The sequence below is a fragment of the Pseudomonas machongensis genome (assembly GCF_034961125.1).
GTDB classification, from domain to species: domain Bacteria; phylum Pseudomonadota; class Gammaproteobacteria; order Pseudomonadales; family Pseudomonadaceae; genus Aquipseudomonas; species Aquipseudomonas machongensis.
The window spans coordinates 1-24,476 of sequence record NZ_JAYFUI010000089.1 but is presented as its reverse complement, the minus strand read 5'-3'; the positions used below and the strand labels follow the sequence as shown (position 1 = coordinate 24,476).

The 24,476-nt window shown below is 64.1% G+C and carries 15 protein-coding genes; 6 read left to right on the top strand and 9 right to left on the bottom strand.

Translation table 11 applies throughout. From position 1 onward, the window contains the following. Nucleotides 1-487: 487 nt before the first annotated feature. The 3 genes from VA602_RS09600 (at nucleotide 488) to VA602_RS09590 (ending at nucleotide 3,269) form a co-directional block, all read left to right on the top strand. Entirely contained in the window at nucleotides 488-1,453 is a 966-nt protein-coding gene (locus tag VA602_RS09600; protein WP_323453106.1) for a threonine/serine dehydratase, read from the top strand. After that, nucleotides 1,450-2,442 carry an ornithine cyclodeaminase family protein gene (locus VA602_RS09595; RefSeq protein ID WP_323453105.1) on the top strand — a complete coding sequence of 331 codons (993 nt, stop codon included), beginning with the start codon at nucleotides 1,450-1,452 and terminating at the stop codon, nucleotides 2,440-2,442. The genes VA602_RS09600 and VA602_RS09595 overlap by 4 nt, the downstream gene beginning before the upstream one ends. A gap of 89 nt (nucleotides 2,443-2,531) precedes the next feature. Further along, nucleotides 2,532-3,269 (top strand): substrate-binding periplasmic protein, encoded by a 738-nt coding sequence (locus VA602_RS09590; RefSeq protein WP_323453104.1) that lies wholly within the window; start codon nucleotides 2,532-2,534, stop codon nucleotides 3,267-3,269. A 175-nt stretch (nucleotides 3,270-3,444) separates the two neighbouring features. Here the strand turns inward: VA602_RS09590 and yccS are convergent, their stop codons facing one another. From yccS to VA602_RS09555, 7 genes are all read right to left on the bottom strand, one after another. Further along, entirely contained in the window at nucleotides 3,445-5,628 is a 2,184-nt protein-coding gene (yccS, locus tag VA602_RS09585; protein WP_323453103.1) for a YccS family putative transporter, read from the bottom strand. A 222-nt stretch (nucleotides 5,629-5,850) separates the two neighbouring features. Further along, nucleotides 5,851-7,032, bottom strand: a complete 1,182-nt coding sequence (locus VA602_RS09580; protein ID WP_323453102.1) for a BaiN/RdsA family NAD(P)/FAD-dependent oxidoreductase — start codon at nucleotides 7,030-7,032, stop codon at nucleotides 5,851-5,853. 145 nt (nucleotides 7,033-7,177) lie between these two features. Beyond that, nucleotides 7,178-8,515, bottom strand: a complete 1,338-nt coding sequence (gene dbpA / locus VA602_RS09575) for an ATP-dependent RNA helicase DbpA (protein WP_256216343.1) — start codon at nucleotides 8,513-8,515, stop codon at nucleotides 7,178-7,180. Nucleotides 8,516-8,627: 112 nt separating this feature from the next. Further along, on the bottom strand, nucleotides 8,628-10,055 hold the full coding sequence (gene mdtD, locus VA602_RS09570) for a multidrug transporter subunit MdtD (RefSeq protein ID WP_054893133.1): 1,428 nt from the start codon (nucleotides 10,053-10,055) through the stop codon (nucleotides 8,628-8,630). A gap of 70 nt (nucleotides 10,056-10,125) precedes the next feature. Further along, a complete protein-coding gene (locus VA602_RS09565; protein ID WP_323453101.1) occupies nucleotides 10,126-11,457 on the bottom strand; it encodes a TldD/PmbA family protein in 1,332 nt (443 codons plus the stop codon). Then, complete coding sequence (locus tag VA602_RS09560; protein WP_323453100.1) at nucleotides 11,457-12,899, bottom strand: TldD/PmbA family protein; 1,443 nt, start codon at nucleotides 12,897-12,899, stop codon at nucleotides 11,457-11,459. Before VA602_RS09560 ends, VA602_RS09565 begins: the two co-directional genes overlap by 1 nt. A 30-nt stretch (nucleotides 12,900-12,929) precedes the next feature. Next, nucleotides 12,930-14,732, bottom strand: a complete 1,803-nt coding sequence (locus VA602_RS09555) for an acyl-CoA dehydrogenase (RefSeq protein WP_323453099.1) — start codon at nucleotides 14,730-14,732, stop codon at nucleotides 12,930-12,932. A 427-nt stretch (nucleotides 14,733-15,159) separates the two neighbouring features. Here VA602_RS09555 and VA602_RS09550 point away from each other — a divergent pair, with 427 nt between their 5' ends. Continuing rightward, nucleotides 15,160-18,066 carry an RHS repeat-associated core domain-containing protein gene (locus VA602_RS09550; RefSeq protein ID WP_323453098.1) on the top strand — a complete coding sequence of 969 codons (2,907 nt, stop codon included), beginning with the start codon at nucleotides 15,160-15,162 and terminating at the stop codon, nucleotides 18,064-18,066. A 73-nt stretch (nucleotides 18,067-18,139) separates the two neighbouring features. On the opposite strand, the gene putA is transcribed toward VA602_RS09550, so the two are convergent. Next, a complete protein-coding gene (gene putA, locus VA602_RS09545; RefSeq protein ID WP_323453097.1) occupies nucleotides 18,140-22,090 on the bottom strand; it encodes a trifunctional transcriptional regulator/proline dehydrogenase/L-glutamate gamma-semialdehyde dehydrogenase in 3,951 nt (1,316 codons plus the stop codon). Nucleotides 22,091-22,184: 94 nt separating this feature from the next. Then, nucleotides 22,185-22,373 (bottom strand): hypothetical protein, encoded by a 189-nt coding sequence (locus VA602_RS09540; protein ID WP_153774234.1) that lies wholly within the window; start codon nucleotides 22,371-22,373, stop codon nucleotides 22,185-22,187. A 74-nt stretch (nucleotides 22,374-22,447) separates the two neighbouring features. On the opposite strand from VA602_RS09540, the gene putP reads away from it, so the two are divergent. Together putP and rlmJ are read left to right on the top strand one after the other, a co-directional pair. Further along, nucleotides 22,448-23,926: a sodium/proline symporter PutP gene (gene putP / locus VA602_RS09535; RefSeq protein WP_323453096.1), complete on the top strand. Its 1,479-nt coding sequence runs from the start codon at nucleotides 22,448-22,450 to the stop codon at nucleotides 23,924-23,926. Between the two features lie 148 nt (nucleotides 23,927-24,074). Further along, nucleotides 24,075-24,476: 23S rRNA (adenine(2030)-N(6))-methyltransferase RlmJ (gene rlmJ / locus VA602_RS09530; RefSeq protein WP_323453095.1), on the top strand; the 402-nt coding region annotated here is incomplete at its 3' end.

Here is a 24,476-nt window from a genome sequence, read left to right as displayed (position 1 = left end):
CGAAGGCTCTTCTCCAATACCTCGAAACCTGCCCGATCGTTGGTGACATTGATCTTGAGGCTCTGGGGACGGACCGCTATGTCCAGCGTGCGACTAGAAACATCGATACCCACAAAGGAAACCATCACCAAAATCTCCTAGACTCAACAGAGTGAGAGGACTTTGGCTTGGCCCACGCTTGTGATTCGAGATCAAGGCCGCATCCAACTGTTCGGGCTCTCGCCAAAGTGGAACGGTGAATGGCAGCTTGTGCTCCCACTCGTGCTCAAGGCACACGCGGCATTCAGCTTGCCATTCACCGCTCTCACTCCAGATTCTAATCCCCTATCAAGACACAAGCGGGCTTGCCCGCGAAAGGGGCTGCGCAGCGTTGGGCGCTGGCGTTACAAACGAAACGACAGGCTTTCAATGGCTGGAAAAATAGTCTACGGTAGAATTTAATTCTACATCGTGGCGTTTGCCCCTGCGCATCGCCCAAGGAGCCCCCATGACCATCCTGGACACCCTGCCCCATGCCATCCGCGAAGCCCATGAAGCCCTTCGTCCCCAGGTGGCGGTCACGCCGCTCAGCCACAGTCCGGGGCTCTCCCGCCAGAGCGGCTGCAATGTCCATCTCAAGTGCGAACATCTGCAGCACACCGGCTCCTTCAAATTCCGCGGGGCCAGCAACAAGCTGCGCCTGCTCGACCCTGCGCAGCGTCAGGCTGGCGTAATCACCGCCTCTTCCGGCAATCACGGGCAGGGCCTTGCACTGGCCGGGCAGTTGCTGGGTGTGCCGGTCACCGTGTACGTCAGCAGCAGCGCCTCGCCGTTGAAGATCCGGGCCATGCGCGGCCTGGGGGCCGAGGTTATCGAGCTCGACGGTGACCCGCTGTCGGTCGAGCTTGAAGCGGCTCGCCAGGCCAAGCTGCAGGGCAAGCCTTTCGTCTCCCCCTACAACGACGCGCAGATCATCGCTGGCCAGGGCACCATCGGCATGGAGCTGTTCGAGCAGGCACCGGACCTTGATGCAGTATTCGTCGCTGTCGGTGGCGGCGGCTTGATCTCGGGCATTGGCGCTGCATTACGCGCGCTTGCACCCTCGGTGCAGGTCATCGGCTGCTGGCCGGCCAATGCGCCCACCCTGCAGCGCTCGCTGGAGGAAGGGCGGATCATCGAGATGCAAGAGCTCGATACCCTGTCCGATGGCACGGCCGGCGGCGTCGAGCCCGGCGCCATCACCTTCCCCCTGTGCCAGCAGTTGCTGCATCGCACCGTGCTGGTCAGCGAGGCTGAGATCAGCGCAGCCATGCGCGACGTTGCAGCCCACGACCGCTGGATCATCGAAGGGGCGGCAGGCGTTGCCGTCGCGGGCATGCAGAAACTGGCCGGTGAATTCCAGGGCAAGAAGGTCGCGGTGGTGCTGTGCGGGCGCAACATCGTGCTGGAGAAGTTCCTGGAGGCGATCCAATGAGGATCATCGACAAGGCGCAACTGGTCGAAATCCTCGACCGGGATTTGGCGGTACGCCTGATCGAAGAGGGGTTTATCGCCTTCTCCGCGGGCGAGGTCCATGTGCCACCGGTGCAGAATTTCGCCTTCACCGAACAAAACGGCGACTGCTGCGTGAAGTCCGCCTGGCTGCAGGGCAGCGATACCTTCACGGTGAAAGTCTCCACCGGTTTCTACGACAACCCGTCCAAGGGCTTGGAAAGCAACGATGGCTTGATGCTGGTGTTTTCGGCCAGTACCGGCCAACCGCTGGCGCTGCTCCAGGACCAAGGCTGGCTGACCTGCCTGCGCACTGCACTGGCCGGGCGTGTCGTCGCCCGCCTGTTGGCGCCGCGCAAGGTACGGGCAATCGGTGTACTGGGCAGCGGAGTGCAGGCGCGGATGCAGCTCGAACAACTGCTGCCGGTCACCGACTGCCGCCGTCTGATCGCCTGGGGCCGCGATGCCGGGCGGCTTGCGGACTATCGACGGTTCGCCGAAGGGCTGGGCTTCGAGGTGCGCACCACCCATGAGGCCCGCGAGCTTGCCGCGTCCGCCAACCTGATCGTCTGTACCACGCCTTCGCGCGAGCCGCTGCTGCAGCGTGAATGGATACAGCCCGGCACCCATATCACCGCGGTGGGCGCCGATGGGCCGGGCAAGCAGGAGCTCGACCCGGCGCTGGTAGCTGCCGCCGATTGCATCGTGGTGGACGCTGTCGGGCAATGCAGCCGCTACGGCGAGGTGTCCCACGCCTTGGAGGCCGGGCTCATAGCACCTGGCGACCTGATCGAGATCGGCGCGTTGCTGGCTGGGCAGGCAAGTGGTCGTACGCAGGATGCCGCGATCACGTTGGCTGACCTGACCGGCGTGGCGGTGCAAGACGCGCAGATCGCGCGGTGTGCATTGATGTCCCTTGGGGCAAGCCGCCAAGGAGACCTGCTCGCACAGTTCGGCCAAAATAGAGGCTAAATGACATCATCGTCCGCTGCCGTTGCCTGTCGCCTTTGTGTACTCTCCCGTAATCAGTGTGGAGCTCTCAACTGCGAAAGGAACTGAGCATGCGGCCACTGCTTTGCGTTCTGGGATTGACCGCAATGATGTTCACGGCGCCCGCGGCGGCGCAGCCACCGCTGCGCCTGGTGGCTGACAAATGGCCGCCATTCTCCGACAGTGCCATGCCGGGCGGAGGCCTGGCCACCAGCATCGTCACCACGGCACTCACCCGCGCCGGGTACGCCAGCGAGTTCGAGGAAGTGCCCTGGGCGCGGGCGCTGCTGGGGATTGGCGAGGGGCGCTACGACGTGCTCATCAATGCCTGGTACAACGAATCGCGTACTCGCCTGGGCCAGTTCTCGGGGGCCTATCTGACCAACCGTATTCGCCTGCTCAAGCGCCAGCGCGAGGTGCTTGGCTTCAAGCGACTGGCCGATCTTTATCCGTACAGCATCGCTGTTGTGCGTGACTACGCCTACTCACAAGCGTTCGATGGCGACAGCCGGCTGAACAAGGTGGCGGTGCGCAACTTCCCGTCGGCGATCCGCATGCTGGCGGCAGGGCGCGTGGACCTGGCGGTCGAGGACGAGTACGTGGCGCGCTACAACCTGCAGCGGGAGCCGGCGGAGGTGCGCGAGGCGGTGGATTTCGTCGAGCGGCCGCTGGGGGAGAACAGCCTGCATATCCTCGTCAGCCTTCAGCATCCCGAGCATCGGCAGATCGTCGAGCGTTTCGAGCGGGCGATTGCAGCGATGAAGGCCGATGGCAGCTATGCGCGGTTGTTGAAGCAGTATGGCTTGTGACCTGGAGTGTCGGTGCCGGCCCTATCGCGGGACGAGCCCGCTCCCACAGGTACAGTGCAGGCCTGAACATCTGAGCAACTGTCTTGCTCAAAATTTAAAGTTCAGCCAATTCCTGTGGTAGCGGCCCTATCGCGCCCTGACTCGTCCCGCGGTAGGGCCGGTGCGGACAGCCGACTCAAGCCGGCTCCCCTTCCTTGATCAGATGCGCCGCCAACGTACGCAACGGTCCCAACTGTCGGCAGATCAAAGCCAACTGGCTCTGCACCAGTCGCTGATGCTCATCCAGCTCCTCGGGCATCTGCTCCAGCTGGTTGGCCAGCGCTTCTTCTTCATCGCTGTGAATGGCCACCGGCAGCCGCGCCGCCAGGCCATTGGCGATCTCGTCGAGACTGCGCGCCAGGCTGCTGCCGACGCCATCGATCAACTGCTCGTGTACTTCGGCAGGCAACGCCGTGTCCCGGTGTGCGCCCAGCCCTGACAGGTAGCTGAGCAAGGTGTGCGACAGCACCAGGAAGCGGAAACCGACATCGGCCTCCTTGCGGAAGTGCCCCGGCTCCATGAGCATGTTCGACAGTGTGGTCGACAACGCCGCGTCGGCGTTGTGGGCGTTGCGTCGGGCCAGGCGGTAGGCGAGGTCGTCGCGCTTGCCATTGGCGTACTGCTGCATGATCTGGCGCAGGTACAGGCTGGCGCAGGTCAGGGTGTTGGCCAGCACTTTGTTCAGGCGCCGCCCCTGCCAGTCGGGCAGGAACAGGAACACCGCGAGGATCGCGATCAGGGCGCCCACCAGGGTGTCGAACAGGCGCGGCAGGAACAGCCCGTAGCCATCGCCGATCTGGTTGAAGCAGAACAGCACCATCAGCGTGATCGCCGCCGTGGCCAAGGTGTAGCGTGTGGTGCGGTTGACGAAGAACACCACGCCAGCGACCACCGCGAACAGCGACTGGACGATCGGGTTGGGGAACAGGTCGAACAGCGCCCAGCCAACCGTCAGGCCGATGGCGGTACCGAAGATCCGCTGCACCAGCTTGCGCCGCGTCGCGCCATAGTTGGGCTGGCAGACGAACAGGGTGGTCAGGATGATCCAGTAGCCTTGCGTGGGGTGGATCAGGTGCACCATGCCATAGCCGATCGACAGCGCCAGCGGCAGGCGCAGGGCATGGCGGAACAGCAGCGAAGTGGGCGTGAGCTGGGTGCGCAGGCGTTTCCATACCTCCTTGAACGTGCGCGGCGAACGGTCGAGCAGGCTGCTGTCGCTGGCGTCGGCGAGGCTGTCGGGGTTGCTGGCCGCGCCGAGCAAGCGGTCCAGCGTGGCCAGGTTCACCGCCAGTGCCCGCAGCGAGCGCAGCAGGCTGCGCCAGGCCGGGTTGTTCTGGGTGCGCAGATGCTCCAGCGAGGCGTTCAGGTCTTCCAGCGCCTCGGGGTAGCCGCTGGCGAGCACGAACGGCTGGCGCAGGCGGATCGAACGGGCCAGTTCCTGGCAGGACGAACCCTGTTTGCGCAGCAGGCGCTGGCAGCGGAACATCACATCGCTGTGGAAGAACGCCTCGCTCAGGGCGTTGTAGGGGTAGTGCGAGGCGCTGACGCGCTCGTGGATGTCCTGGGCCAGGAAGTACAGCTTCAGGTAGCGACTGACCTTGGAGCTGGGCTGGCTGTTGCCGACCCTGTGCAGGATGATTTCCTTGGCGGCATTGAGCGCGGCCACCACCTTGCCGTTCTGCTTGGCCAGCTCCAGGCGCGTGGCCTCCACGTCGAGGGTGCGCACCGGTTCGAACAGACTGGCCTTGAGCTTGAGGTAGCTGCCCAGCTCGTAGAACAGCTTGGCCAGGCTCTGCTGCACCGGCTGGTTGGAGAACAGTGCCTGCCAGAGTACCGAGAGCGCCCCGTACCACGCGGCACCAGCCACCAGCAGCAGCGGCTCATGCCAGAAATCAGTGACCACGCCGCCGCGCTGGTCAACGCCGATCATGGTGTACACCGACAGGATCAGCGTCGCCGAGGCGATGGCGCCATAGCGTTCGCCAAGGGCACCGAGCATGGTCAGGCCAAAGGCTGCCAGGGCCAGTGAGCCGGCGAAGATCCAGGGGTAGGGGAAGAGCAGCTCGACCGACAACGCGGCGATGGCGAAACACACCAGCGTGACGGCCAGCGCACTGAGACGGCCCTGCCAGCCGTCGTCGGTCTCGGCCAGGGCGCTGGCGATGATGCCGAGGAACAACGGGATGAGCAGGCTCATCTCGTTCTGGTACCAGCACCAGGCCATGGTGCCGGTCAGGGCGATGGTCACCCGGATGGCATAGCTGAACTTGTCTTGGCCCCACACGCGACGCAATGAATGGCGGAACGAGCTCGATGACATAGTGGCCTTGGGCTGTGAGCGAATGGGTGTCCTTACATGGCCGTGGAGCGGCGGGGCGCCCATCGCGGGACGAGCCCGCTCCTATAGGCACCCCGCTGTCCAGGAAAACAGCGGGGTGCCTATAGGAGCGGGCTCGTCCCGCGATGGGCTGCCCAGCAGCCCCAAAAAAACGGCACTCGGCACAGACCAGCAAGAAGCGTTCCGTGCTGAAAGGATTCTACTCTAAACGAACTGCGCCGCTGCGTTGGCAGAAGCCCACGCCCACTGGAAATTGAACCCGCCCAGGTGGCCGCTGACGTCCAGCACCTCGCCGATGAAGAACAATCCCGGGCTCTTGAGCGATTCCATGGTCTTGGACGACACCTCGCGGGTGTCGACGCCGCCCAGGGTCACTTCCGCGGTGCGGTAGCCCTCGGTACCTGCCGGCACCAGTTGCCAGGCCGCGAGCTGCCCGGCGATCTGGGTCAATTCTGCCGGGGTGTACTGCTTCAGGGGTTTCGAAACGAACCACTGCTCGGCCAGCAGGGTCGCCAGCTTGCGGGTGAACACCTCGCCCAGCACGGTCTTCAGCTCGCTGTTGGGGCGTTCGGCCTGCACGCCTTGCAGCCACTCCAGCGCATCGCGATCCGGCAACAGGTTGATCTCCAGCGTGTCGCCCGCTTCCCAGTACGAGGAAATCTGCAGGATCGCCGGGCCGCTCAGGCCGCGGTGAGTGAACAGCAGGTTTTCGCGAAAGCTGGTGCCGTTGCAACTGGCGATGCAGTCCAGCGACGTGCCGGAGAGCTCAGTGCACAATGCCTTGAGCTGGGGCTCGGTGATGGTGAACGGCACCAGCGCGGCGCGGGTCGGCAGTAGGGCGTGGCCAAACTGGCGGGCGACCTGATAGCCGAAGCCGGTTGCGCCCAGGGTCGGGATCGACAGACCGCCGGTCGCGATCACCAGCGACTGGCAGGCAAATTCTCCGGCACTGGTCTGCAGGCAATAACCGCTGTCGGTTTTCTCGATCTGCTCGATGCTGGTGTTCATCCGCAGCTCGGCGCCAGCCTCGTCGCACTCGGCCAGGAGCATGTCGAGGATGTCGCTGGACTTGTTGTCGCAGAACAGCTGGCCGAGCTTCTTCTCGTGGTACGGCACGCCGTGCTTGGCGACCAGCTCGATGAAGTCCCACTGGGTGTAGCGGGCCAGCGCCGACTTGCAGAAGTGCGGGTTCTGCGAGAGGAAATTGGCAGGCTCGGTGTACATATTGGTGAAGTTGCAGCGCCCGCCGCCGGACATGAGGATTTTCTTGCCCGGTTTGTTGGCATGGTCGAGCAGCAGCACGCGGCGGCCGCGGCGCGCGCTGAGCTGGGCGCACATCAGGCCGGCGGCGCCGGCGCCGAGGATGATCACGTCGGTGGAGTGCACGGTGTTACCTCATGGATTGCCGGGGCCGCTTCGCGGTCCATCGCAGGCAAGCCAGCTCCCACGGGATCCCCAGAGCCTAGGCCGGGTGCACTCCCTGTGGGAGCTGGCTTGCCTGCGATGGGCTGCAAAGCAGCCGCAAAATAGTTCAGACGATACGGACCTTCAGGGCTCGCCCCTTGATCTTGCCGCTGTTCAGCCGCTGCATCGCCTGCTTGGCCACGGCCCGCTCGACCGCCACGAAGGCCACGAAATCGAAAATCGCGATCTTGCCCACCTGCTTGCCCGGCAGCCCGGCATCGCCGGTCAGGGCGCCGAGGATATCGCCCGGACGCAGTTTGTCCTTGCGCCCGGCGGCGATGCACAGGGTGGTCATGGTCGGCAGCAGTGGTTCACCGCCCTTGCTCTTCAGGCTGTCCAACTGCTCCCAGCGCAGCGGGCGCTTCTGCAGGTCTTCGATGGCCTGGGCGCGGTGGCCTTCGGCCGGGGCCACCAGGCTGATCGCCACGCCTTTCTCGCCGGCGCGGCCGGTACGCCCGACGCGGTGCACATGGATCTCGGCATCGCGCGCCAGTTCTACGTTGATCACAAGGTCCAGGCCGTCGATATCCAGGCCGCGGGCGGCGACATCGGTGGCCACCAGCACCGAGCTGCTGCGGTTGGCGAACATCGTCAGCACCTGGTCGCGGTCACGCTGTTCCAGGTCACCGTGCAGGGCCTGGGCAACGATGCCCTTGGCGGTCAGGTGGGCGACCAGATCCTCGCACTGCTGCTTGGTGAAGCAGAACGCCACGCACGACTGCGGGCGGTAGTGGCCCAGTACGCGGGTAACCGCCTCCAGGCGCTGCTGCGGGTCGATCTCGATGAAACGCTGCTCGATCTGGTTGTCGCTGTGCTGGCTCTCGACCGTGACCTGCTGCGGCTTGCGCATGAAGTCGGCGGCCAGTTGCTCGATGCCGGCCGGGTAGGTGGCCGAGAACAGCAGGGTCTGGCGGCGCGATGGGGTCTTGCCGATGATTGCGGCGATGGCGTCGAAGAAGCCCATGTCGAGCATGCGGTCGGCTTCGTCGAGTACCAGGGTGTTGAGCCCCTTCAGGTCCAGGGTGCCCTTGTCCAGGTGCTGCTGGATGCGGCCCGGGGTGCCGACGATGATGTGCGCACCGTGCTCCAGCGAGGCGATCTGCGGGCCCAGGGAGACGCCGCCGCAGAGGGTGAGGATCTTGATGTTGTCCTCGGCGCGGGCCAGGCGGCGCAGCTCCTTGGCGACCTGGTCGGCCAGTTCCCGCGTCGGGCACAGCACCAGCGCCTGGCAGCCGAAGAAGCGCGGGTTGATCGGATTGAGCAGGCCGATGCCGAAGGCGGCGGTCTTGCCGCTGCCGGTCTTGGCCTGGGCGATCAGGTCCTGGCCCTTGAGGATGACCGGCAGGCTCTGGGCCTGGATCGGGGTCATCGAGGCATAGCCCAGGGCGTCCAGGTTGGCCAGCATGGCGGCGGACAGCGGCAGGGAGGCGAAAGCGGTGGATTCGGTGGTCACGAGGCGGGCCTGCGGTGCGAAGCGAAAAATGCCGCACAGTCTACCAGCCTCATGGCCATTCGCCCTACGTTTCCACGTGTTCTTCCGGACGACGGGCACGCCTTCCGTCCGTCGGCGACAGTTGCAGGAAGATCGCCGCGGCCAGCATCGCCATCAGGCCGATGGTCAGGAAGGTCAACTGGAACGCGCCCAGCGTGGTCTCCACGCCCTCGGCGCTCCCCGAGGCGGTAAAGCCGCCGAGCAGCGCACCGGCGCAGGCCACGCCCAGGCTCAGCGACAGTTGCGCGACCACCGACAGCAGGCTGTTGCCGCTGCTGGCGCTGGCGTCGTCGAGGTCGATCAGCGTCACCGTGTTCATCGCGGTGAACTGCAGCGAATTCACCGCGCCCAGCAAGCCCAGCTGCATCAGCAGCAGCCAATAGGGCGTCTGCTCGTCGACCAGCCCCAGGCTGGCCAGCAGCACCCCCAGCAACAGCGTGTTGCCGGTGAGGATGATGCGATAGCCGAGGCGCTCGATCAGTGGCCGCGCCACCGACTTGGCGATCATCGCCGCGGCGGCCAGCGGGATCATGCTCATGCCGGCCTGGGCCGGCGAGTAGCCCAGCGCCACCTGCAGCAGCAGCGGTACCAGGAAGGGCAGGGCGCCGCTGCCCAGGCGGGCGAACAGGTTGCCGAGGATGCCGATGGCAAAGGTGCGCACGCGGAACAGGCTGGGCGAGAACAGCGGCTCCGGGTCACGCCCGGCGCGCAGCCAGTAGGCGGCAAGGCAGGCCATGCCGGCGAACAGCAGCAACATCACCCGCAGGTGTGGCAGGTGCAACTCGCCCAGGCCCTCCATGGCGATGGTGATCAGCACCATCGCGGCGCCGAACAGGATGAATCCGGGTCCATCGAAGGTGGTGCGTTCGCTGCCGCGCAGGTCGGGGATGAACTTCCATACCGCGTAGCACCCCAGCGCGCCGACCGGCAGGTTGAGCAGGAAGATCCAGTGCCAACTGAGGATTTCCACCAGCCAGCCGCCGACGGTTGGGCCCAGCAGCGGGCCCAGCAGGCCGGGGATGGTGATGAAGCTCATGATCCGCACCAGCTCCGAGCGTGGGTAGGCGCGCAGCACCACCAATCGCCCGACCGGCAGCATCAGGGCACCGCCCAGGCCCTGGATGACGCGGGCGATGATCAGAAAGCCCAGGCTGTTGGCCGCCGCGCACAGCAGCGAACCCAGGCTGAACAGCAGGATGGCGCCGAAGAAGATGTGCTTGGTGCCGAAGCGGTCGGCGATCCAGCCCGAAGCCGGAATCAGCAGGGCCACGGTGAGCATGTAGGCGATGATCACGCCCTGCATGCGCAGCGGGTCTTCTGCCAGCGAGCGGGCCATGGCCGGCAGCGCGGTGTTGAGGATGGTGCCGTCGAGCGACTGCATGAAGAAGGCGATGGCCACCACCCAGGGGATCCAGCGGGCGGTGGTAGGGTCGAGCGGGGCGCGTTCGGGCATGGCCTCTATCCTGAAAAGTGCGCAGTTCCCTGTGGAAGCGTCTAAACGGCGCTCCCACAGGGGCGTGGCGTTACAGTGTCAGCGTCAATCCTCTGACCAACGCCCCGGGCAGATGACTCGATCCGGTTTGCCGCTGCCCATAGGTGCTGGTCGACAGGATCAGCTCGCGTTCGCGCGTCAGGTCTTCCAGCTGAGGGCCCAGCAGGTTGTAGAGACTGTCGTCGAAGCGCATGGTGCTGACCGGGCCCTGGATCTGGCCGTCTTCCACCCAGAACGTGGCGAAGCGGGTCAGGCCGGTCATGCGCGCTGCCGGCAGGTCTGAATAGTTCAGGTACCAGAGGTTGCTGATGTACAGCCCGGTGCCCAGGCGTGCCAGGATATCCGCCGACGCCAGCTCCCCAGGTGCCAGGCTCAGGGCGCACGGTGCCTCATAGCTGTCGGCGCCGTTGCCCTGCAGGGCGAACTCTGCCGCGCTGCGAGGGCTGACCAGGCGCGCGCTGCCCCGGCCCTCGACGATCAGCGCTACGTCCTCGCGGGGCGAGCCCTCGCTGGAGAACGACGGGCTCAGCGAACCGCTGACCTGCTCCGAGAAGCCAACCCGTGGATCGAGCTGGGCATCACCGGTGTACAGGCGTTGCAATGGGCTGTTGCCGGTGGCCAGGGCCTGGGCCGAGAAGCCTCCCCAGCCGAGCATGCTCGCGATTTCGTCCATGGCTGCTGGCGCCAGGTAGGCGCGGTAGCGGCCAGGCTTGAGGGTGATCGTTGGGCGCCCCAGGTACTCAAGCTGTTCGCGGGCCAGTTGCAGGCGTGCACTGAAGGCCTCGCCGCTCCAGACCTGGCCTGCATAGTTGGCCTTCACCGCCTGGCCGTTGCTGTGGAACAGGCTCCAGTCGAAATTGAAGCTGTTGGCCTGGTGCCAGCCGAAGGCCCCGAACGAGCTGGCGAAACCCCGGCAGATCGGGCCGGCGGCGTAGATACCGACCAGATCGAGGTTGCCTGCCTGCTGCTCGACCAGCGCCAGTACTTCGGTGAAATCGGGCAGCGCCGGTTCTTGCACGCTGTGGCTGTGCCAGGCGCTTTCGTCGAGTTTCAGGTAGGGGTCGACCGGTAGCAGCGGCAAGGTCAGGCGCAGTTGCGCCAGGGCATCTTGCAGGCGCTGGCGATCCAGTTGCGCATCGTCACCGAGGGTGAACTGCTGTTCGGCCTGGCGCCCGTCACGCACCAGACGCAACAGTGCGCTGGCCTGGGCCACTTCGCCGGCCTGGCGCACCTTGGCATGGTTGAAGCGTACGAAGCGCGACTGCTCGGCGCTGTAGCCGAGGGTGAACTGTTCGCCGGGGTGCAGCGCCTCGCGCAGGGCACTGGCCAATGCCTCGAAGCGTTCTTGATAGGGGGTGCTCATCAGGCGTCTCCTCCGAATACGTCGATCTGGCGGAACACGCAGGCCGGCGAGGCATGGCCGACCCGGATGACCTGGTTGGGCTCGCCCTTGCCGCAGTTGGGTGTGCCAAGCACCTGGAAGGTGCTGCTATCGCCCACTGCCGACAGGTTGCGCCAGAACTGCGCGGAGATGCCGCGATAATTGGGGTTCTTGACCACGCCCTTGAGCTCGCCGTGTTCGATCAGTTGGCCCCATTCGCAGCCGAACTGGAACTTGTTGCGCGCATCGTCGATGGACCAGGAGCGGTTGGTGCGCATCAGGATGCCGTGCTCGATCCCACCGATGAGTTGGTCGAGCGACTGGTCGCCCGGCTCGATGTTGAGGTTGGCCATGCGGTCGATCGGGGCGCGGTTCCAGCCACAGGCGCGGCTGTTGGCCACGCCGTCGAGCCCTGAGCGGAACTGCGACAGAGCGCCGCCCAGCGGGCGCAGCAGCTTGCCCTCGCGGATCAGGAACTGCTTGCTGGCCGCGGTGCCGTCGTCGTCGAAGCTGTAGCTGGCCAGCTCCTCGTCGATGGTGGGGTCGAAGGTCACGTTCAGCAGGGGCGAGCCGTATTGCAACTGCCCGAAATCGCTGCTCTTGACGAAGCTGGTGCCCGCGTAATTGCGCTCGTCGCCGAGAATGCGGTCCATCTCCAGTGGATGGCCGATGGACTCGTGAATCTGCAGCATCATCTGATCGGGCATCAGCAGCAGGTCGCGCGCACCGCTCGGGGTGTTGGGCGCCAGCAGCAGTTGCAGGGCTTCGTCGGCGATACGTCGGGCGGCGCCGACCAGGCCGCAGCGCTGGACGACTTCGAAGCCACCCTGCTGACCAAAGTTCTCCCGGCCCAGGCTGCGGCTCTGGCTGTCGCGCCCATCGCTGGCGGTGACGCCAAGGCCCGGAAAGATGAAGCGCTGCGCGTTGCGCAGCTCGGCGCCGGCTGAGTTCAGGTAAGTCTGCTCGACCAGGGTGATGCCCAGGCTCGCCTGCCAGTCCACCAGACGTTCGTCCTTGGGCACACTGGCCGATTCGGCGGCGAGCAGCTCGAGGCAATCTGCAAGGTTTGGCAGCGATTGGTCGAAGTTGGGCGAGACATGGTCGTGGCGCGTGCTCGGCACCGGTTGGTCGCGCAGGTCGAGCAGGTGGTGGCCGGTGATCTGCCGGGCCAGGGCCTCGGCGTGTTCCAGGGCGCGTTGCAGGCCGCTCTGCGACAGGTCGGCGGTGGCGGCGTAGGCCTCGACGCCGTTCAGGCGCACGGTGAGCATGGCGCCTTCGTCCTGGCTGAAGAATGGCGGTTCGGCGACGTTGCGCCGCACCGACAGCGATTGATGCGATTGCTTCACGTGGCGAAGCGAGAACAGTTCGGCCGTGCTGCGCAGCGCTGCGAAGCGCTGGCGCAGCAGGGCGCTGGAATCGAACATGCGGGCACCTCCGGTTCGCGGTGGCTCCCCCTAGAACCACCCCTCTTGCATGCCCAGGCAGGTGTCGTCGCGTGCCTCGAGCAGTGCGAGCTCAGTATGGCAGCCTGGCACTTCCCAAGTCAGGAAATAACGTGCGGCCTGCAACTTGCCGCAGTAAAAATCGCGATCGACATCGACCCCCTTCATCAGCCCGAGTTCGGCATAGATGGCCTGCTCCAGCCAGCGCCAGCCGATCACGCAGTGGCCGAACACCTTGAGGTACAGCGCCGAGTTTGCCAGCGCGCCGGCGACCCTGCCCTGGGCCAGGTCGCCGAGCAGTGCCAGGGTCACGGCTTGCAGGCGGTTGACCAGTTGCTCCAGCGGCTGGCGCAGTGCGTCCAGGTTGGGGTGATGGCTGGCGCGCTCGGCGGTGGTGGCGATCAGGCGAATCAGCTGCTTGAGTCCGGCGCCGCCGTTCTGCGCCAGCTTGCGCCCGAGCAGATCGAGCGACTGGATGCCTTCGGTGCCCTCGTGGATCGGGTTCAGGCGGTTGTCGCGGTAGTACTGCTCTACCGGGTATTCGCGGGTGTAGCCGTGGCCACCGAGGATCTGGATCGCCAGTTCGTTGGCCTTGAGACAGAACGTCGAAGGCCAGGACTTGACGATCGGGGTGAGCAGGTCGAGCAGTTCCTGGGCTTGTGCGCGTGCCGCCTCGTCGGGTGCGCTGTGGGTGTCGTCGAACAACCGGGCGGCATACAGGCCCAGGTCGAAGGCACCTTCCACGTAGGCCTTCTGCGCCAGCAGCATGCGTCTTACATCGGCGTGCTCGATGATCGGCACTGCTGGGCTGTTGGGGTCCTTGTTGTCCACCTGACGGCCTTGCGGGCGTTGGCGGGCGTAGTCCAGCGAGTACAGGTAGCCGGCGTAGCCGAGCATCACCGCGCCCATGCCGACGCCGATGCGCGCCTCGTTCATCATCTGGAACATGCAGGCCAGCCCCTGGTGTGGCTTGCCGACCAGATAGCCGACGCACTGGCCGTTGTCACCGAAATTCAACGCCGTGGAGGTCGTGCCACGCCAGCCCATCTTGTGGAACAGCCCGGCCAGCAGCACGTCGTTGCGGGCGCCGAGGCTGCCGTCGTCGTTGACCAGGTACTTGGGCACGATGAACAGCGAAATGCCTTTCACCCCGGGCGGTGCATCCGGCAGCTTGGCCAGGACCATGTGCACGATGTTCTGCGACAGCTCGTGGTCGCCGCCGGAGATGAAGATCTTGTTGCCCTTGAGCCGATAGCTGCCATCGCCTGCGGGCTCTGCACGGGTGCGGATATCGGCCAGCGACGAGCCGGCGTGGGGCTCGGTCAGGGCCATGGTGCCGAAGTAGCGACCTTCGATCATCGGCTGCAGGAACAGGCGCTTCTGCTCGTCGCTGCCGAAGCTCTCGATCAGGTTGGCTGCGCCCATGGTCAGGAAGGGGTAGGCCGTGGTGCCAGCGTTGGCGGCCTGGAAGTGGGCGAAGCAGGCTTGCGAAACCAGGCTCGGCAACTGCATGCCGCCGACGTCGAAGTCGCGGTTGGCGTTGAGGAAGCCCGCCTCGAGGAAGGCCTCTACCGCAGGCTTGACCTCGGCAATCAGCTCGGCGCGGCCGTCGACATAGCGTGGCTCGTGCTCGTCGCCCTTGCGGTTGTGCGGGGCGAAGTACTTCTCGGCAATCGTGCGAGCCGTACCAAGCGCTGCGTCGAAGGTCTCGCGGTTGTGCTCGGCGAAGCGCGGGCGCTGGGTCAGGGCCTCGGCGTCGAGGACCTCGTAGAGTTCGAAGGCGAGATTGCGGCTGCTGAGGAGTTGCTCGGACATGGCGGGATTCCTGGGTTCGAGATGCTGCGAGTCTAGAGCCAGGGATAGTGGCTGCACAGGCTCATGGGTGTGCGTGATGACACTCCAGAAGGCTGAGCGCAGGTGTGCCATCAGTGGCGCTCGCTTGTCGAAATACCTTGCGCTGCTCCACTGGTATTTCTGTCAGGTGTGGCTTGTGCATCGCTGGGGTAGCCTAGGCTCTGTCTGAAATGCATCTGCACTCGCCCATACTGCGTTGGGACGGGGCTCGGAATGCTCATGTACTCCAGTACCGTCGGGCGAGGCCCCCGGGCGTTCCTTACCCTGTTCGCCTTGTCTGGCCTTCGTGCAGACACATTCAGGACAGAGCCTAGGCCTTTGTCTGATCCCCGTTGAGCTCTGATTGGGGGGCTGCTTCCCATTTAGACCCGCACCGGAGCATTGCCCAATGACCAGCAACGCGCCATTAGTCCATTGCCAAACCCCATCGGTATCGGTGTTTGCTCGCAAGCTGAAGGTACGGGAAATCACCTGCCATCGTGATGGGCTTGCGCTTGGGCAGACCACCCTGCTCATCACGCGGCACAGGCACGATCCTCGTGGTTTCCTGGATCGTAGCAGCGACCCGCGTATGGCTGGGCGCGGTCTGGTGAACTTCGCGTTGGCCAACGATTTCGCTGGCAAAGTGCTGCGTGTTCAGAGTGTCGACGCGGGCATTGAAGTTGCCTTGGCTGATATCGATAGTCGGCCTTTGGTGCGTATCAGTGCAATTGCGGCAGGTGCAGAAGGGCGTGACGATTACAGCCAGGCGGTGGTACGTCGATCGGTGTACGAGGCTCACGGTCTGGCGGGCCGTTTGTCGAGCATCAGCGATACAGTTGGCGGTGGTGTTCCCCGCATGACCCAGCGCTTTGTCTATGGGGGTAGCAGTGCACTGGAGCGGGGGCGAAACCTGGCGGGTCGCTGTATACGTCTTTACGACACTGCTGGCCTTGCCTTGCACGACGCCATCGCCATGACGGGGACCACGCTGTCTGTCACCCGACGCCTTCTGGGGCGGGGAGATGAAGTACAGACAGTGGTCGATTGGCAAGGTGAGTGCGTCGATGAATGGGATCGCGCACTTGAGCCGATTGCACAGGCACGCACTACGTGTTCGGTCGTGGACGCAACCGGAACAGTATCGAGCATTGTCGATGCAGCAGGGCACCTGCGGCGTGTCACCTATGACATCGCGGGTCGGCTCCAGGCAAGCTGGCTGAGGCGCAAAGGCTCTCAAGAATGCGAGATCGTCCGGTCGACGAGTTACCTGGCAGGTGGACATAAGACCCGTGAACTGCATGGTAACGGTGTGTTGAGCACCTATTTCTTTGAGCCACGAACGCAACGCCAGGCTCAGCTACGGATCGAGCGACCTGCGAGTCATGCCCTCGGTGCGAGGCTCCTGCAGGATTTGCAGTATACGTTCGACCCTGTGGGCAATGTGGTGAGCGAACGTGACGAGGCCGACAATAGGCGGTTCTGGCGCAACCAGGTGGCGGAACCGCAGACAACCTACCATTACGACAGCCTTTATCAATTGGTCAGCGCCTGCGGAAGGGAGCAGGTCAATGCGTCATCGCGGTCGGGAGAGTACAACACGCCGTCTCCTTCTCCCCATGATGAGACACTCTTTACCTGTTATACCCGCAACTTTATTTATGACACTGCTGGCAACCTGACGCGCATGGTGCACCGGGTGCCTGCTAGCAATCACTGTCGTGTCGTCGAGATCGCAGTCAGTGACCGCAGCAATCGGGCGGTGCTGGGCATAATGGCGAAGACACCTGCCGAGGTTGAGGCGTTATTCACGGCCAAGGGTCAGCAGATCTCGCTGTTACCCGGCAATCCCCTGTGCTGGACGCCTCAAGGGGAGTTGCATCAGGTCATCTCCCAGCAACGCGAGGAGGGGCGGGATGATCATGAGCACTACCGTTATGACAGTGCCAGCATGCGAGTCCTGAAAGTCAACACGCAGTGGAGCGCTGCAAGCCGGCACACGCTTCGAGTCACCTATTTACCCGGGCTTGAATTGCGCTGCACTACCCGCGATGCCTACCTTGAGGAGGCGTTGCAGGTTATTTCGGTCGGTGAGCCCGGTCATGCACAGGTGCGAATGTTGCACTGGTGCAGCGAGGTGCCTGAAGGGTTGGAGAACGATCAACTGCGCTACAGCTACGACACGCCACTGGGCAGCGGCATCCTGGAGGTCGACGGCGCGGGCAGACTGATCAGCCATGAAGCGTATTACCCTTTTGGGGGAACCGCGTTGTGGGCAGCCCGCAGCGAGCTTGAAGGGAGTTACAAGACCTTGCGTTATTCAGGCAAGGAACGAGATGCGACTGGGTTGTACTACTACGGTTATCGCTACTACCAGCCGTGGGTCGGGCGGTGGCTGAGTGCAGACCCGGCGGGTGCGGTGGATGGCCTTAACTTGTATTGCATGGTGCGCAACAATCCGGTGACGCGCAGGGATGCCAATGGATTACACAGTTTTGAGTCGGAGTTCGGGGCTGACTTCGCTGCGTTGGACAAGTTGATCGAGTTTCCGGAGATTTTTAAAAATCTGAAGCCTGGTGTTGTACTAAAGGGCAATGTCAGTCACGACACGCAACATCGAAAGAAATTAACGGTGTATTGGATGCGTGAGAGTGAAGCGTATCAACCCACTGAACTGGAAAGGGTCATAGGTCCGTCGGGCAACAGCGAGCAAGAAGTTCTTGGCCCGGCTGCGCAGCTCGCGGAGGATCTAGGGGTGACTGAACAGTTTGCCAAGGACTTTACGCGTAGCACGTACACTCTGATAGAAAACGGCGAGGAAATCCCCATGCTTGTACACAACGTTAGGGAGTATTTCAGCTCGCAGCAGCTAGAGATTATTTCGATGCTTGCACATCAAGCACTGGCTGCCGAGATGACCAGCTTACTCTACTCCATCGAGCCTACCGGCGGGGCATTCAATGAGAACGGCGAGGTGCGCGGCATATGGTCGGCGGCCCCGGGCGCGGCCTCTGAATACCAGATCCACAGGGGCGCAAGAGGCGAACGGGACGAGGTATCGATCACCTCGAGACAGGTCTTCAGCCTGAAGGATGTGGCGACAGGGGATTTTATAGCTAAGGTTGATGCGATTACCCAACAGACTGTATTTCTGGCCACATCTACCGAGAATGGAACGGTAAATTATAACCTCCAGAAGCATGTGCCCAGCCTGCAAAAGATAACGCTTTTGCATGTTTTGCCGGAGCAACCGGTGACCAAAAAGTCGCCCGTTCTATCCAGATTCAAACTTTGGAAATCGAAAAGAAAACAATAGGTGGGTTGCCCGCTGCCACCGTTTCGCTGCTGAACCGGTGAGAGCGGGCTTGCCCGCGATGGCGTCAGTACGGTCAGCCGATGGTCATCAGGCTGGCGTTGCCCCCCGCAGCCGCGGTGTTTACGCTCACCGCACGCTCGATCACCAACCGCTCCAGCGCGATCTGCGGATCACCGCTGGACAGCCCATGCACACCCACAATGGCCCCAGCACGCTTGGCGACCTGCTGGCACACCGCGCGCAACTGGTCGGAGTCGCCGTGGTGGATGACCGCGTCGAGCGCCACTTCATCCTTGCTCCAGTCGGCCACCAGCTTGATCTTGCCTTGCAGGTCTTTCGGCAGGCGACCGCGCAGGCCCTTGGCCGGCTCGCCGTCAGCCCACACCGCCGAGCTGCCCACTGCCAGCACCGCGGCGAGCTGCGCGAGCAGGTCAGCCTCGTTGTCGGCCAGGCACAGCACATGCTCGCGAGGCAATACGGTGTAGGTGTTGCGCTCGCCGGTCGGTCCAGGCAGGACACGGGTGATGCCACTTTGCGACTGTTCGGCGAACTGCTCGCACAGTTCCACCAGCTCGGGCTGGTTGCTCGAAGCCCAGGCCTTGAGCACCTGCAGCGGCTTGAGCAGTTGGTCGCGCAGGGTGGTGTCGGCCTTGGTCTCACCGTCGGCGCGCTGGAAGTGGCGGGCGATGGCGTCAGCCGGACGGGTCGACAGCAGGCGGTACAGGTACAGCGGACCACCGGCTTTCGGGCCGGTGCCGGACAGTCCTTCACCACCGAATGGCTGCACGCCGACTACGGCACCGACGATGTTGCGGTTGACGTACATGTTGCCGGCGTTGACGTTGTCCACCACCTTGGCGATGGTCTCGTCGATGCGCGTGTGCACGCCCAGCGTCAGGCCGTAGCCGGAGGCGTTGATCTGCGCGATCAGCTGGTCGAGGTGCTTGCGGTTGTAGCGCACCACGTGCAGCACTGGGCCGAAGATCTCGCGCTTGAGCTCGTCGAAGCTTTCCAGCTCGATCAGGGTAGGCATGACGAAGGTGCCGCGCTTGCACTCCTCGGATTCGGCGATGGCCACCTGGTAGACGCTGCGTCCTTTCTCACGCATGGCCTGGATGTGCTTCTCGATGCCAGCCTTGGCTTCAGCGTCGATCACCGGGCCGATGTCCACCGACAGGCGCTCGGGATTGCCCATGCGGTTCTGCGCCATGGCGCCCTTGAGCATCTCGATCACGCGGTCGGCGGAATCTTCCTGCAGGCACAGCACGCGCAGCGCCGAGCAGCGCTGGCCAGCGCTGTCGAAGGCCGACGACACCACATCGATCACCACCTGTTCAGTCAGCGCCGAGGAGTCGACGATCATCGCGTTCTGCCCGCCGGTTTCTGCGATCAGCGGGATCGGACGACCCTGGGCATCCAGGCGACCGGCGACGTTGCGTTGCAGCAGGCGCGCGACTTCGGTGGAGCCGGTGAACATCACGCCCTTGACCCGCTCGTCGCCGACCAGGCCGGCGCCGACGGTTTCGCCGCGCCCCGGCAGCAGTTGCAGCACGCCTTCAGGGATACCGGCTTCGAGCAACAGGCGCACGGCCTGGGCCGCGACCAGCGGGGTCTGTTCGGCCGGCTTGGCCAGCACCGGGTTACCGGCGGCCAGTGCGGCGGCCACCTGGCCGGTGAAGATCGCCAGAGGGAAGTTCCATGGGCTGATGCACACGACCGGGCCGAGCGGGCGGCAGGCGTCGTTGCTGAAGTCGTTGCGCGCCTGCACTGCGTAGTAGCGCAGGAAGTCCACGGCTTCGCGCACTTCGGCGATGGCGTTGGCGAAGGTCTTGCCAGCCTCGCGGATGAGCAGGCCCATCAGCGGCTGGATCTCGGCTTCCATCAGGTCGGCAGTGCGTTCGAGGATCGCGGCGCGCTCGGCCGGAGGGGTGGCTTGCCAGATTGGCGCGGCATTGAGGGCACACTGGATGGCGTTGTCGACGTCGGTGACGCTCGCCTCTTGCACATGGCCCACCACATCGCGGTGATCGGCTGGGTTGAGCACTGGCGCGGCAGCTTCCTGGCTGGTGGCGCAGGCCAGCAGCGGGGCAGCCTTCCAGTCGTTGTGTGCGGTCGCCAGCATGGCGCAGGACAGCGACGCCAGGCGGTGTTCGTTGGCCATGTCGATGCCGGCCGAGTTGGCCCGCTCGCTGCCATAGAGGTCGCGCGGCAGTGGAATGCGCGGATGCGGCAGGCCGACGCTGCCTTCCTGGGTGGCCATGCGCTCGATGCTCGCGACCGGGTCGGCGACCAGTTCCTGGATGGAGATCGAGTGGTCGGCGATCCGGTTGACGAACGAGGTGTTGGCGCCGTTTTCCAGCAGACGGCGCACCAGGTAGGCCAGCAGGGTTTCGTGGGTGCCGACCGGCGCATAGACACGGCACGGACGGTTCAGCTTGCCATCGGCGATCTTGCCGACGACCTGCTCGTACAGAGGCTCGCCCATGCCGTGCAGGCACTGGAACTCGTACTGGCCTGGGTAATAGTTCTGGCCGGCAATATGGTAGATGGCCGACAAGGTGTGGGCGTTGTGCGTGGCGAACTGCGGGTAGATGGCTTCCGGCACCGACAACAGCTTGCGGGCGCAGGCGATGTAGGACACGTCGGTATAGACCTTGCGGGTGTAGACCGGGTAGCCCTCCAGGCCTTCGACCTGGGCGCGCTTGATCTCGCTGTCCCAGTAGGCGCCCTTGACCAGGCGGATCATCAGGCGGTGACGGCTGCGCTTGGCCAGGTCGATGACCGAGTCGATCACGTACGGGCAGCGCTTCTGGTAGGCCTGGATGACGAAACCGATACCGTTCCAGCCCGCCAGTGACGGCTCGAAGCACAGGCGTTCGAGCAGGTCCAGCGACAGCTCCAGGCGGTCGGCTTCCTCGGCGTCGATGTTCAGGCCGATGTCGTACTGCTTGGCCAGTTGGGTCAGCGACAGCAGGCGCGGGTACAGTTCTTCCATCACGCGCTCGTATTGCGCGCGGCTGTAGCGCGGGTGCAGCGCCGAGAGCTTGATCGAGATGCCCGGGCCTTCATAGATGCCGCGCCCGTGCGAGGCCTTGCCGATCGAGTGGATCGCCTGCTCGTAGGAGGCCAGGTACTTCTGGGCGTCGTGCTCGGTCAGCGCGGCTTCGCCGAGCATGTCGTAGCTGTAGCGGAAGCCCTTGGATTCGAAGCGGCTGGCGTTGGCCAGGGCTTCGGCGATGGTCTCGCCGGTGACGAACTGCTCGCCCATCAGGCGCATGGCCATGTCGACGCCCTTGCGGATCATCGGCTCGCCACTCTTGCCGATGATGCGGGTGAGCGAGGAAGTCAGGCCGGATTCGTTGTGGGTGGAGACCAGCTTGCCCGTCAGCAGCAGGCCCCAGGTGGCGGCATTGACGAACAGCGATGGGCTGTTGCCCAGGTGTGGCTGCCAGTTGCCCGTGCTGATCTTGTCGCGGATCAGCGCGTCGCGGGTACCTTTGTCGGGGATGCGCAGCAGGGCTTCGGCCAGGCACATCAACGCCACGCCTTCCTGGGACGACAGTGAGAACTCCTGCAGCAGGCCCTGGACGATGCCGGCGCGGCCGCTGGCGCTCTTCTGGTTGCGCAGCTTTTCGGCCAGGCCTGCGGCCATCTTGTTGGTCGCTTCGGCCAGCGGGGCCGGCAGGCGTGCCTGCTCCAGCAGCATCGGCACCACTTCTTGCTCGGGGCGACGGTAGGCTGCGGTGATTGCTGCGCGCAGCACGGACTGCGGCAGAATGCTTTCGGCGAATTCGAGGAAGCACTGGTGGGCGTGGTCGGCCGGGAGTTCGCCGGCGTCGTCACCGAGCTGTGCGGCGTGGCCGTTGATTTCGTTCAGGGTTGCACCACCCTCGAGCTTCTCCAGGTAATTGAAGATCGCTTGCTTGATCAACCAGTGCGGGGTGCGGTCGATGGACTGCGCAGCCGCTTTGAGTCGCTCACGGGTCGGGTCGTCGAGTTTGACCCCAAGGGTGGTCGTCGCCATTTCTTATCCTCGTTATTGCCACGGGCGTGGCTAAGCTGGCGGCAAGATTAGCGCCAGGCACCTCTCGGGTGCAACCGGGTGCAACCCGAATTTTTCATGAAAAAGGTGCAACTCGTCTGGCGCAAGACGCTAAACAGCGGAAAGGGTCGTTTTTGCTGCCTTTGCTTATTAAAAGCGTCGCTTTTGCTTCAAAAAGGAGCAAAAAAGGGGTTTTAACTGAAAAGACATTTCCAGGTGCAACTTGCAAATGAAAAATGGTTGCACCCGATTCATGTTGTTGCATAGGATTCGCCGCCTGGGTGCAACCGTCTCACGAAAGTCGGGTGCAAGAGATAACAACAACGCCAGGGCACAACCATGGGCAATCCAATCACGATCACCTTTGTGATCTATATCGCGGCAATGGTGCTGATCGGCTTCGCGGCCTATCGCTCTACTAAGAACCTCTCCGACTACATCCTCGGCGGTCGCAGCCTCGGCAGCGTGGTCACCGCGCTTTCTGCTGGCGCTTCCGACATGAGCGGCTGGCTGCTGATGGGTCTGCCGGGCGCCATCTACATGTCGGGCCTGTCGGAGGCCTGGATCGCCATCGGCCTGACTGTCGGTGCCTACCTGAACTGGCTGTTCGTCGCCGGCCGTCTGCGGGTGCAGACCGAGCACAACGGTGATGCGCTGACGCTGCCCGACTACTTCGCCAGCCGTTTCGAAGACAACAGCGGCCTGCTGCGGGTGATCTCGGCCATCGTGATCCTGGTGTTCTTCACCATCTACTGCGCCTCGGGCATCGTTGCCGGCGCGCGTCTGTTCGAAAGCACCTTCGGCATGTCCTACGAGACGGCGCTGTGGGCCGGTGCTGCGGCGACCATCGCCTACACCTTCGTCGGTGGTTTCCTGGCGGTGAGCTGGACCGACACCGTGCAGGCGTCGCTGATGATCTTCGCGTTGATCCTCACCCCGATCATCGTGCTGATCTCCACCGGCGGCTTCGACACCACGATGCTGGCGATCGAAGCGCAGAACGCGGCGAACTTCGACATGTTCCGCGGCGCTACCTTCATCGGCATCATCTCGCTGATGGGTTGGGGCCTGGGCTACTTCGGCCAGCCGCACATCCTGGCGCGTTTCATGGCTGCCGACTCGGTGAAGTCGATCGCCAACGCACGCCGCATCTCCATGACCTGGATGATCCTGTGCCTGGCGGGCACTTGCGCCGTGGGCTTCTTCGGCATCGCCTACTTCTCGGCCAACCCTGAACTGGCCGGCCCGGTCACCGAGAACCACGAGCGTGTGTTCATCGAGCTGGCGAAGATCCTGTTCAATCCGTGGGTCGCCGGTGTGCTGCTGTCGGCCATCCTGGCGGCGGTCATGAGCACCCTGAGCTGCCAGTTGCTGGTGTGCTCGAGTGCGCTGACCGAGGACTTCTACAAGGCTTTCCTGCGCAAGGGGGCTTCGCAGACCGAGCTGGTCTGGGTCGGTCGAATGATGGTGCTGGCCGTGGCATTGATCGCCATCGCCCTGGCGGCGAACCCTGACAACCGTGTGCTGGGCCTCGTGGCTTATGCCTGGGCGGGCTTCGGTGCTGCGTTCGGGCCGGTGGTGCTGCTGTCGGTATTGTGGAAGGGCATGACCCGCAACGGCGCCCTGGCGGGGATCGTGGTGGGTGCACTGACCGTGATCCTGTGGAAGAACTACGTCGGGCTTGGCCTGTACGAAATCATCCCGGGCTTCCTGTTCGCCACCATCGCCATCATCGTGGTGAGCAAGCTGGGGCGTCCGAGCGGCAGCATGGTTTCGCGGTTTGAAACGGCTGATGCTGCATATCACGCAGACAAGTAACACCTGCTGATCCGGCGACGGCTGCTTCGCGGGCGGACCCGCTCCTGTGGGGGCGGGCCTGCCCGCGAATGGTCCTTGTGCCGATCGACGGCCAGGCCTGACTCCGCCCGCAAGGCAAGGTAAACTTGCCGCCCCCGCAGGAGTTGCCATGAACTATCGTCACGCCTTCCACGCCGGCAATCATGCCGACGTCCTCAAGCACATCGTGCTGACCCGCCTCATCGCCTTGATGTCGCGCAAGGAACAGCCGTTCGCCTATATCGACACCCATGCCGGCCTGGGTCTGTACGACCTGCAAGGCGACCAGGCCACGCGTACCGGTGAATATCTCGAAGGCGTTGCCCGCCTGTGGAACCGTGACGACCTGCCGGCTGCCACCGCTGACTACCTGCGCATCATCAAGCGCCTCAACGCCGATGGCGAGTTGCGCTACTACCCCGGCTCGCCGGAGTTGGCACGGCGCCTGATGCGCCAGCAGGATCGCGCACTGCTCAACGAGAAACACCCCGAAGACGGGCCTTTGCTCAAGGAAAACATGAAGAAGGATCCG